Source organism: Gammaproteobacteria bacterium (genome assembly GCA_029862005.1).
In the GTDB taxonomy this organism is placed as follows: domain Bacteria; phylum Pseudomonadota; class Gammaproteobacteria.
The window spans coordinates 1-12,984 of record JAOTYD010000023.1 but is presented as its reverse complement, the minus strand read 5'-3'; the positions used below and the strand labels follow the sequence as shown (position 1 = coordinate 12,984).

General features: G+C 54.8%; 6 protein-coding genes. All 6 read left to right on the top strand.

The annotated features are described in order from the left end of the window. Positions 1-2 precede the first annotated feature (2 nt). The 6 genes from OES20_13585 to rpoD all read left to right on the top strand — a co-directional run bounded on the left by OES20_13585 (position 3) and on the right by rpoD (position 12,100). A complete protein-coding gene (locus OES20_13585) occupies positions 3-2,135 on the top strand; it encodes a type IV pilus secretin PilQ (protein MDH3635726.1) in 2,133 nt (710 codons plus the stop codon). A 71-nt stretch (positions 2,136-2,206) separates the two neighbouring features. Next, on the top strand, positions 2,207-2,728 hold the full coding sequence (gene aroK / locus OES20_13580; protein MDH3635725.1) for a shikimate kinase AroK: 522 nt from the start codon (positions 2,207-2,209) through the stop codon (positions 2,726-2,728). Between the two features lie 2 nt (positions 2,729-2,730). Next, complete coding sequence (aroB, locus tag OES20_13575; protein MDH3635724.1) at positions 2,731-3,816, top strand: 3-dehydroquinate synthase; 1,086 nt, start codon at positions 2,731-2,733, stop codon at positions 3,814-3,816. A gap of 172 nt (positions 3,817-3,988) precedes the next feature. Beyond that, positions 3,989-8,473, top strand: coding sequence for a glutamate synthase large subunit (gltB, locus tag OES20_13570; GenBank protein ID MDH3635723.1), 4,485 nt, complete (start codon positions 3,989-3,991; stop codon positions 8,471-8,473). Positions 8,474-8,497: 24 nt separating this feature from the next. Further along, the gene (gene dnaG / locus OES20_13565) at positions 8,498-10,219 is read left to right on the top strand and encodes a DNA primase (protein MDH3635722.1); all 1,722 of its coding nucleotides are present in this window, start codon (positions 8,498-8,500) and stop codon (positions 10,217-10,219) included. Between the two features lie 78 nt (positions 10,220-10,297). Further along, positions 10,298-12,100 (top strand): RNA polymerase sigma factor RpoD, encoded by a 1,803-nt coding sequence (rpoD, locus tag OES20_13560; GenBank protein MDH3635721.1) that lies wholly within the window; start codon positions 10,298-10,300, stop codon positions 12,098-12,100. Positions 12,101-12,984: the final 884 nt, after the last annotated feature.

The window sequence follows — 12,984 nt, the reverse complement described above, 5'->3', positions numbered from 1 at the left end:
CCATGAAAAGTGTGAGTAGTAAAATGAAAATAACGGGATTACTGAAAGCCTCGCTGGCGGGACTGCTCCTGTTGGCCTTTGGCGACGCTTCGGCACGGGCACTGATCGGTCTCGATTACTCGGTGATGACGGGCAACACGGTCCAGGTGGTGTTTACCTTCGACGATACCGCTGTTGCACCACGCACTTTTACAATCGACGAACCCGCCCGTATCGCGCTCGATTTTAGCGAAACCGAAAACAAGCTGCAGCAACGCAGCATGCAGGTAGGCATCGGTTCGATGCAAAGTATCATAACCGCCGCCTCCAAGAATCGAACCCGCGTCGTACTCAACCTTTCCCAGAAGGCTGATTACGCCACCAGTGTTAGTGGCAACCAGGTTACCCTGACCCTCGCTGGCGGAGATCAAAGCGTTCTGCCTGCGTCTGCCTCCCAACCCGCTGCCAGCGGAACCACAAGTATTACCGAATCCACACCGGCGGTATCGGCTATCGCCAAGGGCGTCACCAATGTTGATTTCAAACGCGGTCCGAATGGAGAGGGACGCGTCATAATTGATCTCACGTCTACCTCTATCAGTACCGACGTATGGCGTGAAAATAATATTGTCTATGTCGAGATGATCGGTTCACAGTTACCCAACGAATTGCAGCGTCGCATGGACGTTAGTGACTTTGCAACACCGATCAGCTACATCGACGCCATTCAGGAAGGCGCCAATATTCGTATGGCGATCTCGTCGCTCGGCGATTTCGAACATCTCGCCTACCAGACCGATCGAGTTTATACGATTGAAGTTGCCCCGATATCGAAGGAAGAAGAGGAAAAGAAGAAGAAAGAAAAATTCGGCTTTACCGGCGAAAGACTGTCACTTAACTTCCAGGATATCGAAGTACGTTCGGTGCTGCAGCTGCTCGCCGATTTCACCGGTCTCAACCTGGTTGTTTCAGACTCGGTTGAAGGAAACCTGACACTGCGTTTGAAAAATGTACCCTGGGACCAGGCGATGGATATCATCCTCAAGACCAAGGGCCTGGATCAACGCAAGGCCGGTAACGTAATCCTGATCGCACCGACTGATGAAATAGCGGCACGCGAAAAGCTCGAACTCGAGTCGCGCAAGCAGGTGGAAGAACTCGAGCGCCTGCGGACCGAGTTTATCAAGGTCAACTACGCCAAGGCGGCTGACATGGCTGATCTTCTGAAATTGAAGGATAACGCGATCCTGTCACCGCGCGGTTCGGTCAGCGTCGACGAACGCACCAATACCCTGCTGATCAAGGACACCAACTCCAGCCTGTCGAATGTTCGCATACTGCTTGCCGAGTTGGATATCCCGGTGCGCCAGGTATTAATCGAATCCCGGGTGGTCATTGCCAACGATGACTTCAGCAAGGAGCTGGGTGTGCGCTTCGGTATCAGCAACGATAGCCAGGGAGCGCTGCAAGTACCGGGAGAAACCACCGTTACCGCCGGCAACCTTACCGGTATTACAAGCCTGGTGAATGACAATACCTTCAACGCACTGGATGGACTGAATGTTAACCTGCCGGTGCAAAACCCGGCCGGTAGCTTCGCACTGGCGCTGGCCAAGCTACCGCTTGGAACCCTGCTTGAACTGGAACTTTCGGCCGCGCAAATTGAAGGCCGTGGCGAAGTCGTATCGAGCCCACGCGTCATCACGGCTGATTCACATACCGCGCGTATCGAGCAGGGTGTGGAGATTCCCTATCTCGAACTCGACGACGGCGACGCGACTTTGAAATTTAGAAAAGCCGTCCTCTCGCTCGAGGTTACACCACAAATCACGCCGGACGACCGCGTTATCATGGATCTTGACGTACACAAGGATAACGTCGGTGAAACCGTGGCCTTTGGTGCCGGATTATCAGCGCCGAGTATTGATACGCGCGAAGTACAATCGCAACTACTGGTCGATAATGGTCAAACCGTAGTGCTCGGCGGTATCTATGAAACCGAAAAAACAAGCCAGGTGACCCGGGTACCATTCTTCAGCGATCTGCCATTCATCGGAAACCTGTTCAAGTCAACGATTGAAGTTGATGACCGCACCGAGTTACTGATATTTGTTACACCGAAAATCCTGCAGGGTGCAAACCTCGATATCCGTTAAGCCGGAAAATCAGGCGATTAAAAGGCAGCCCGGGTGGCTGCCTTTTTTTTGTTTGCGGTTATCATAGCCGCATGAACCAACGCAACATCATCCTGGTCGGCCCGATGGGTTCCGGCAAATCGACGATTGGCAATATCATTGCCGGGCGTCTACACCGCGAATTCCGGGACAGCGATCACTACATCGAGGAACGCACCGGCGTTGATATCGCACGGATCTTCGACATCGAAGGTGAACAGGGATTTCGTGACCGCGAATCCAATGCGCTGCGCGAGCTGCTGAGCGAAAATAATTGCGTTATCGCGACCGGCGGTGGCTCCGTATTGCGTAGTGAAAACCGGCAACTGCTGAAACAAAGAGGGTACATCGTGTTTCTCGACACAACGGTAAACCAACAGCTACAACGCCTGCGGCGTGACAAGAAAAGACCACTGCTACAGACCGAGAATCCACGAGAACGACTTGAATCGCTGTTGGCGGATCGACGACCGATTTATCTTGATCTTGCAGACCTGGTGGTTAAAACCGACAAGCGCGTGGCGCGGCGCCTCGCAGCTGATATCATTAACCAGTTGCCCGACAGTTTGAAATAAACATGCACATCAACCACAGGCTTGAGGTAGATCTTGGCGATCGCGGTTACCCGATTTATATCGGCACCGACTTGCTCGGTGAAGCCGAAATATTCGAGCAGCACATCCACGGCCGCTCGGCGTTAATCGTATCCAATTCCACCGTCGCGCCGCTTTATATTGATGCTGTTCAGCAGGCACTCGATGGCGCAGGCATTCGTCGCGACGAGATCATTCTCGAGGACGGTGAGCAATACAAGACGATGGCGGCGGTAGAGTCTACCATCGATTTGCTGCTTACCCGGCGACATGATCGACGTACGACGCTCATCGCGCTGGGTGGCGGTGTGATTGGCGATATTGCCGGTTTTGCGGCGAGCATTTATCAGCGGGGTGTGAATTTTATCCAGATCCCGACGACATTGCTGTCACAGGTGGATTCGTCGGTCGGCGGTAAAACCGGTGTTAATCATCCACTCGGTAAAAATATGATCGGTGCCTTCTTCCAGCCACAGTGCGTGATCGCCGATATCAATACCCTGAAGACCCTGCCTGCAAGGGAGTTGAGCGCCGGTCTCGCCGAGGTGATCAAGTACGGTTTGATTTGCGATGCCGATTTTTTCAACTGGCTCGAGAGCAACATGGCAGGCCTGCTGAAACTGGATCAGGAATTACTCGCACAAGCGGTCATGGTCTCTTGCCAGGACAAGGCGCGCGTGGTTGAACAGGACGAACGCGAGGCAGGACTGCGCGCGATCCTGAATCTCGGGCACAGCTTCGGGCACGCGATCGAAACCGTGAAGGGGTACGGCATCTGGCTGCATGGCGAGGCCGTGGCGGCCGGCATGGTCATGGCCATCGACTTATCGATTCGCGAGGGATGGATCGACGAGGATGTCCGACAGCGTACTATCGCGTTGTTGCAGCAGGCAGGATTGCCGGTGACGCCGCCCGACGACATCTCGATCGAGCAATATCTCGAGACCATGTCGATCGACAAGAAGGCGGTTGACGGCAAGATCAACCTGGTTTTATTAAAAGCGATTGGTGATGCCTTCGTGACCGCTGATTATAACCATGACAAGCTAGTGCAGACGCTAGGCCCCTGAATTGGCGCACCAATTCGGTGCAACTCCGGTTTAACCTGACCACCTGATTTCTAATATCCGAAACTCGCGGGTATACTACTTAGCCTTTTGGCCGCGTGAAAATTCCGCTTCACCCTGGCCCATCGGACAGCGGACTGCAATGGCGTCCCTGTGTAATGACCGATTTGGAAACATGAGCAAGAACCAGGAACTGACAGGTCTCTACCACCCCGGCTTTGAAAAAGATAGCTGCGGTTTCGGACTAATCGCCAATATCGACGACAAGCCGAGCCATTGGCTGGTCCAGACTTCGATTGAAGCACTCGGGCGCCTGACGCATCGAGGCGCCGTTGCGGCCGATGGAAAATCGGGTGACGGTTGTGGCCTGCTGCTAAAGAAACCGGATGCTTTCCTGCGGGCCAAAGCCGCCGAACTCGGTATTCATTGCGCCCGACGTTACGCAGTGGGGCTGGTTTTTATCTCTCCCTTTGACGATGAAACCGAAACTTCCCAGGCCGTCATTTCAGAAAAAATCGCCGACCATGGGCTCGAGGTCGCGGGCTGGCGGGAAATGCCAATCGATAAGTCAGCCTGTGGGGAGGAAGCGCTGCAATCGCTGCCGGCAATTTACCACGTCTATGTTAATGCGCCCGACGAGCTATCCCGCGCCGAATTCAACCGTTCGCTTTACCTGGCGCGTCGTGCCGCCGGTAAAGCCTTTGAAGCGCAGGAAAACAGCCGTATCGAGGAATACTATTACATCTCGAGCATGTCCAACGACGTGCTGTCTTACAAAGGTCTGATCACACCGGAAAACCTGCCGATTTTTTATCCGGACCTGAGCGATCCTGCGCTGGAATCGGCAATCTGTGTCTTCCATCAACGCTTCTCGACCAATACCTGGCCGCAATGGAAGCTGGCCCAACCGTTTCGCTACCTCGCCCACAATGGCGAGATCAACACGATCCAGGGCAACCGCAACTGGGCAAACGCGCGTGCCTACAAGTTCAAATCCGAGCTGCTGCCGGACATCGAGGCGATTCGGCCGATCGTGAACATGACCGGCTCCGATTCAAGTTCGCTCGATAACATGCTCGACTTCCTGCTCTCCGGTGATATGGACCTGTTCCGTGCGGTACGCCTGCTGATTCCCCCGGCATGGCAGAATGTCGATCACATGGATCCGGCACTGCACGCCTTTTACGAATTTTCGTCGATGCACATGGAACCCTGGGATGGACCGGCCGGGATCGTGCTGACCGACGGTCGTCATGCCTGTTGCGTCATGGATCGCAACGGTTTGCGCCCGGCACGGTGGGTGCAGACCCGGGACCGGCACATCACGCTTGCCTCGGAAATCGGCGTCTGGGACTACACGCCGGAAGACGTCATTGCCAAGGGGCGGCTGAAACCGGGTGAAATGATCGCGATTGATACCAAGACCAGCAAAATGCTGATGTCCGACGATATTGACAAGCAATTGCAAAATCGCCATCCCTACGAAATCTGGTTGCGGGACCGACTCATCCGCCTGAGCGCCAACCCGGTTAATTCACCTTTCTCGGCCCTGGCGATGACCAGGGAAACCCTGACGCGCCTGGAAAAACTGTTCCAGGTCAGCTTCGAGGAACGCGACCAGATACTAAAGGTGCTGGCCCAGGATTCCCAGGAAGCGACGGGTTCAATGGGTGATGATACCCCGTTACCGGTGTTATCCAGCCACCACCGCCCACTGTTCGACAGCTTTCGGCAGCAATTTGCCCAGGTCACGAATCCGCCGATCGATCCACTGCGTGAAAAAATCGTCATGTCGCTGGAAACCTGCTTCGGACGTGAACATAATTTATTCAACGAGGCCGCGGAGCATGCCGACCGCCTGATCGTCAGCTCGCCGATTCTGTCCGAGCAGAAGTATGTCGACCTGCTGGCCTGGCACGACAAGGGCTACGCCCACGAAATCATCTCGCTCGGTTACGATCCCGATAAGAAGTCACTCAAACAGGCGATCATCGACGTTCAGGATCAGGCCGAAAAAGCCTCGCGCAGGGGCATTGTTATCGTCGTGCTCAGCGACAAGGATATCCCCCGAAATCAACTCATCGTGCACGCGGGACTGGCAACCGGTGCCGTACACCATCGACTCAGCAACACCGGCGGCCGCTGTGATACCAACATCGTGGTTGAAACCGGCAGCGCGCGCGATTCGCACCAGATGGCGGTGCTACTCGGATTTGGCGCCACCGCGATTTATCCTTACCTGGCCTATGCCAGTATTGTCGGCATGACCCGCACCGGCGAACTACCGGAGCTGACCTGCCCGAACACCGGCACCAACTATCGCCGCGGTATCAACAAGGGGCTCTACAAGATTATCTCCAAAATGGGAATTTCCACCATCGCCAGCTATCGGGGTGCACAGCTTTTCGAGATTGTCGGACTGCACCGGGACGTGGTCGACCTGTGCTTTCCGGGAACCACCTGCCGGATCGACGGCATCAGCTTTGACGAACTCGAGGCCGAGCAGAAGGCACTGAACAAGCTCGCCTGGAATCCTCGAAAAACCATCGAACAGGGCGGTCTGCTGAAATATATCCACGGTGGCGAGTACCACGCCTACAACCCGGATGTCGTGCATGCCCTGCAAGCAGCGGTGAACAGCGGTAACTACGACGACTGGAAAAAATACAGCAACATCGTTAATAACCGTCCCCCAACTGCTTTGCGCGACCTGATGCACCTGAAACCGCAGCAGTCGATCGATATCGATAAGGTCGAACCCGGCGACAATATCCTCGCCCGTTTTGATTCTGCCGGGATGTCGCTCGGCGCGCTTTCGCCGGAAGCACATGAAACCCTGGCGCAGGCAATGAACCAGCTTGGCGGACGCTCCAACTCGGGTGAAGGCGGTGAAGATCCGGCGCGTTTCGGCACCGACAAGGTTTCCAGGATCAAGCAGGTCGCGTCGGGCCGCTTCGGCGTGACGCCGCACTACCTGGTCAATGCCGAGGTGTTGCAAATCAAGATTGCCCAGGGCGCCAAGCCGGGCGAAGGTGGCCAACTGCCCGGTAACAAGGTCAACCAGCTAATTGCACGACTGCGCAATTCAGAACCCGGAATCACGTTGATTTCTCCACCCCCGCACCACGATATTTATTCGATCGAAGACCTGGCACAGTTGATATTCGACCTGAAGCAGGTTAACCCGCAGGCGCTGGTTTCGGTCAAGCTCGTGGCCGAGGCAGGCGTTGGCACCGTCGCCGCGGGCGTCGCCAAGGCTTACGCTGACCTGATTACGATTGCCGGCCATGACGGCGGCACGGGCGCGAGCCCGCTGACATCGGTTAAGTATGCCGGGTCTCCATGGGAGCTGGGCCTGTCCGAAACCCACCAGGTGCTGCGCGCCAACAAGTTACGCAGCAAGGTTCGGGTGCAGACCGATGGCGGTCTTAAGACCGGTCTCGATGTGGTCAAGGCCGCGATCCTCGGGGCCGAAAGCTTCGGCTTCGGCACTGGCCCGATGGTAGCGATGGGCTGCAAGTACCTGCGCATATGTCACCTCAATAACTGCGCCACCGGTGTCGCCACTCAAAATGACCTGCTGCGCGAGCTGCATTACGTCGGCACTGTTGAAAAAGTTAAAAACTATTTTCGCTTTATTGCCGAGGAGGTGCGTGAAATCCTGGCCTCACTCGGGGTAGTCAAGCTTGAAGACCTGATCGGTCGCACCGATTTACTTGAAGTCGAGGCCGGCAATACCTCGAGCCAGCAAAACCTGAACCTTGCCCCGATCCTGTCGGACGCCGGTGTCGATAACGCGTTACCACAATATTGCATCGAGGAGCGCAATCCACCCTGGGATAAGGCCGAACTCGCCGAGCAAATGGTGACCGATTGTATCGACGCGATTAAAAATGCCAGCAGCGGTGAATTCGAATACCAGGTCAACAATACGCATCGCTCGATAGGCGCACGTCTGTCCGGTGAAATCGCGCGTCTTCATGGTAACCATGGCATGTCTGACGCACCTGTCACGTTGCGCCTTAGCGGTACCGCTGGACAGAGCTTCGGTGTCTGGAATGCGGGGGGTCTCAATATGTATCTCGAAGGCGATGCCAACGATTACGTCGGCAAGGGCATGGCCGGGGGCAGGATCGTCATCTCGCCACCGCGCAACAGCCACTTCAAATCACAGGATGCAACCATCATCGGCAATACATGCCTCTACGGTGCGACCGGTGGCAAGTTGCTTGCCGCGGGACTCGCCGGGGAACGTTTCGCGGTACGCAACTCGGGTGCCCACGCGGTCGTCGAGGGCGTTGGCGACCATGGCTGTGAGTACATGACGGGCGGTATAGTTACAATTCTGGGAAACACCGGTTACAATTTTGGGGCTGGCATGACCGGTGGCATTGCGTATGTACTTGACCTCGACCGCAACTTCATTGACCGGGTTAACAAGGAGCTTATCGATATCCATCGCATCGCGGACGAATCGATGGAAAGCCATCGCGTCTACCTGCAGGCTGCGATCAACGAGTATGTCGAGGAAACCCGCAGCGAGTGGGGCCAGTACATACTCGAAAACTTCAACCACTTCCAGCGCAAGATCTGGATGGTCAAGCCGAAAGCGGCCGAGTTTGATTCTCTACTCGAAACCCTGCAAAGCAATGCCGCGTAGCAGACGGGCTCAGGCTTAGTCGCGATGGCAGGAAGGATTCCGCGTAATTTTATCGATGACCTGCTCAACCGGGTCGATATTGTCGAGGTTATCGACAGCCGCGTGCCGTTAAAGAAGAAAGGTCGCGAGTACTGGGCCTGCTGTCCCTTCCATGGTGAGAAAACCGCGTCTTTTTCGGTTAGCTCGACCAAGCAGTTTTACCATTGTTTCGGCTGCCAGAAATCGGGTAACGCGGTCGGTTTTCTGATGGACTATGACCACATGGAGTTCGTCGAGGCCGTCGAGGCGCTGGCACAATCGCTCGGACTCGAGGTTCCCTATGAAAAGGGCAGCGCGCCGCCCAAGCCGGCGCCGGGGCTCGAATCAATGTACCAGTCACTGGAGCAATGCGCGAAACATTTTCAAGACCGGCTGAAGCAGACTCCGGATGCGATCGAATACCTGAAAAATCGAGGCATCAGCGGCCAGACCGCGAAGGCGTTTACCATCGGCTACGCGCCACCGGGCTGGAACAACCTCGATGGCGATGAGAAGCAGCTTGTCGACACCGGCATGCTGGTAAAAAAAGAGACGGGTAAACCTTATGATCGCTTCCGCCATCGGCTGATGTTTCCGATTCGGGATCGTCGCGGCCGCACCATTGCCTTCGGCGGGCGCGTGATCAATCCCGAGGACAATCCAAAGTATCTGAACTCTCCGGAATCGCCACTGTTCCATAAAAGTGATGAAATTTATGGGCTCTATGAACTCAAGAGAGACGTCACCAATATCGAACGTATCTTTATAACCGAGGGATACATGGACGTCGTCGCGCTCGCCGAACACGGGGTGAAAACCGCGGTGGCGACGCTCGGTACCGCGATCAATAATCGGCAAATCGAGACGCTGTTTCGCGTCTGTAAAAACCTCGTGTTTTGTTTCGATGGCGATGCCGCCGGCAAGAAAGCGGCCTGGCGCTCGCTCGAACAATGCCTGGCCTCACTCAAGGAGGGGCGTCTGGCGAAATTCCTGTTCCTGCCTGAGGGCCAGGATCCGGATAGCTTTATCAGCGAATTCGGCAGCAAGGCATTCAACCAGCAAGTAGATGCATCCTCCACCCTGACCGAGTACCTGTTTGAAACCCTGCTGGCGGAATGCGACACCAGGACACCCGAGGGCCGGGCACAGCTTCTCGACCGCCTGCGACCCTACTTCAAGCAGATTCCGCTACAGAGCCTGAAGGACCAGATACTGGCCGAGGTCGAGCAGCGTATCGGACAGCGGATCGATACGCGTATGTTGCGGCTGCTCGGCGAGGAGAAGCCCGCTACAGCGGCTTTTAACAGGCTGCCCGAGCAGCACTGGACCCCCACCCGACTCGCCATTAACCTGCTGCTGAAGAAACCCGCGCTGGCGCTGTCGACCGGCACTCACGACGAACTTGCCGATAGCGGTATACCCGGGATTGATCTCCTGCTCAAGCTTCTCGATCGTATCCACGATGAGCCTGAAATCAGCACCCAGAACCTGCTTGATCGCTTCAAAGGTGACGATCACGAAACCCACCTTTACAAGCTCGCCGCGATGGAACCGCCGGTAGAGGATGACGAAAGCCTGGAGCGGATGTTTGCCGATTGCCTGGAAAGGCTCCAGAACCAGTATGTCAATCATCGACAGCGGCAATTGATAACCAAACTACAATCGGGTGAAACGCTTTCCGACGCGGAAAAGCTGGAACATAAAAAATTGTTCACTAATCAAATATAAGACACTCCTTATCTTGGAAAATCCAAATAAAGTCTTATATACTGGGGTGTTCACTGAAACTTTTACCAAATTCGAGGCATCATGGATCAAGATCAGCAATCCCGGCTTAAAGAACTCATTGCCAAAGGCAAGGAACAGGGCTTTCTGACCTACACCGAAGTAAACGATCATTTGCCTGAAGGGATCGTTGAACCGGAGCAGATTGAAGACATCATCCGTATGATCAACGACATGGGCATCAAGGTCCATGAGTCAGCACCGACAGAATCCACGGACATACTGAGCGATACCGAGACCGAGCCGGACGAAGACGCGGCCGAGGAAGCGGCCGCAGCGTTAGCTTCACTCGACAGCGAGTTCGGACGTACTACCGACCCGGTGCGCATGTACATGCGTGAAATGGGGACGGTCGAACTGCTTACCCGCGAGGGTGAAATCAAGATCGCCCGCCGCATCGAAAACGGCCTCAACCAGGCGATAAGCTCGCTCGCTCGCTATCCTGACACGATGCGCTTGATCTTCGAACGCTATAACGAGGTGAAGGAAGACAAGGCCAAGCTGAGCGATCTGCTGGTAGGTTTCGTCGACCCGACTGAAGATCCCAACTCTATCCCCCTGCCAGCGGCAGCGCAGGTCAGCGAAGACGATGAAGACGCTGACGTCGATGATACCGGCCCGGACCCGGAGGAAGCCGCAAAACGCTTCACTACCATTGAGCGCGCGTTTAACCGCGCCATGAACTGTATCCCCAAGGGTGACGTCAAGGGATACGAGCGCAATATGAACCGCGCCGTTAACGAACTGATGGAGATTAAGCTGCTACCGCTGTTTATCGACAGGCTCAGCATCAACCTGAAAGACGTTATCAACCGCATCCGGACCAACGAACGTACCATTCTTGACATCTGCGTGAAACAGGCGAATATGCCGCGCCGGACATTCATCGAAACCTTCAAGGCCAACGAGACCAATCTTAACTGGATCGATACCCACTTGAAGTCAGGAGAGAAATATGTCAAGACTCTTGGAAGCTGCAAAGAGGAAATTCTGCGTTACCAGAAGCGCCTGAAAAACATCGAAAAGGCCTCCAACCTGTCGATCCACGAAATCAAGGAGATTAATCGCAAGATGTCGATCGGCGAAGCCAAGGCACGCCGCGCGAAAAAGGAAATGATCGAGGCCAACCTGCGACTGGTCATCTCGATCGCGAAAAAATACACCAATCGCGGACTGCAGTTCCTCGACCTGATCCAGGAAGGCAACATCGGCCTGATGAAGGCAGTGGATAAATTTGAGTATCGCAGGGGCTATAAATTTTCGACCTACGCCACCTGGTGGATACGCCAGGCCATCACGCGTTCAATCGCGGACCAGGCACGCACCATCCGCATCCCGGTGCATATGATCGAGACCATCAATAAGCTGAACCGCATTTCGCGCCAGATGTTGCAGGAACTGGGGCGTGACCCGCAGCCGGAAGAACTGGCTGAGCGCATGGATCTGCCCGAAGACAAGGTGCGCAAGGTACTCAAGATATCGAAGGAACCGATATCCATGGCCACCCCGATCGGTGATGACGAAGATTCAAATCTCGGTGATTTTATCGAAGATACCAACGTGCTGCTGCCGGCCGATACGGCAACCAATGCCGGCCTGTCTGAATCGACACGTGAAATCCTGTCGAGCCTGACCCCGCGCGAGGCCAAGGTACTGCGGATGCGCTTCGGTATCGATATGAATACCGACCACACGCTCGAGGAGGTCGGCAAGCAGTTCGACGTCACGCGTGAACGGATACGTCAGATCGAAGCCAAGGCGTTACGCAAGCTGCGTCACCCGAGCCGTTCCGAGCAATTGCGTAGCTTCATCGACGCCGATTAACTGTCATCCCGCTGCGAAGCATGTCATCCCGCTGCGAAGCATGTCATCCCGCGGCTTGACCGCGGGATCCAGCCAATAAACCGTCCCCGCACCTGCGGGGACACTTTTTACCAGGCCTCTCTGCGTAGGCACTGCTCCGCCAATTAAACGTCACACGATCCCGATAGGGATGTCGAAATATCACTCCATGATACATGCAGGATTATGCAATTCCGCATGACAATTCGAGCAAAGTAGAATGCATTTCTCCGCCTCCTTCACAATGACCGACCATTTGCGATTTGACAGTGAACGAAGATCCAGCTGAAAAGATTTTTTGCCTGAATCCAAATGATGAAATTCGAGAGCGGCGTAATTTCTGTCGTAGCCGCATTTATCACAGGCCCCCCTATTCATTCTCACTAACTCCAGCTTTCTAAGCCGACCTCGCTTCTGTTGCGCCTGGTAACTTTGGTAGGCCAGGTTACCCGACTTGTTCTTACATTCACGAGAGCAGAATTTACTTTGCCGGCCTCGCAGCGGTTTGTTACATACAATGCAATTCATTAACGGATTATGAAAATTTTCTTAATCGAATATTACTTTATTTTCGTATGCAATTGAATTCAGAAGACTGCTCAATTTCATGGTGCTAGAATACGCCGCGTATGTGGGCCTGTAGCTCAGCTGGTTAGAGCAGGGGACTCATCAAACATGGTGCGCCTATATCGAAAGATATTGGATGAACGGGATGAATTCAGGGAACCCTTAACAGCCGGGCTGAAGGTAACCCTGAGCCAAGCCAGAAGTACACTTCTGGAAGGTGCAGAGACTACCTGGGAACTAGAGTGTTCTTAATAACAGGCTAGAGCGTCCCGCACCCTGAGCAATCGCACGATTGTGGG

Bases quoted from the DNA above. Each gene is read 5' to 3' on its own strand.
- OES20_13585 (MDH3635726.1), top strand. From the start codon at position 3: ATGAAAAGTGTGAGTAGTAAAATGAAAATAACGGGATTACTGAAAGCC.
- aroK (MDH3635725.1), top strand. From the start codon at position 2,207: ATGAACCAACGCAACATCATCCTGGTCGGCCCGATGGGTTCCGGCAAA.
- aroB (MDH3635724.1), top strand. From the start codon at position 2,731: ATGCACATCAACCACAGGCTTGAGGTAGATCTTGGCGATCGCGGTTAC.
- gltB (MDH3635723.1), top strand. From the start codon at position 3,989: ATGAGCAAGAACCAGGAACTGACAGGTCTCTACCACCCCGGCTTTGAA.
- dnaG (MDH3635722.1), top strand. From the start codon at position 8,498: ATGGCAGGAAGGATTCCGCGTAATTTTATCGATGACCTGCTCAACCGG.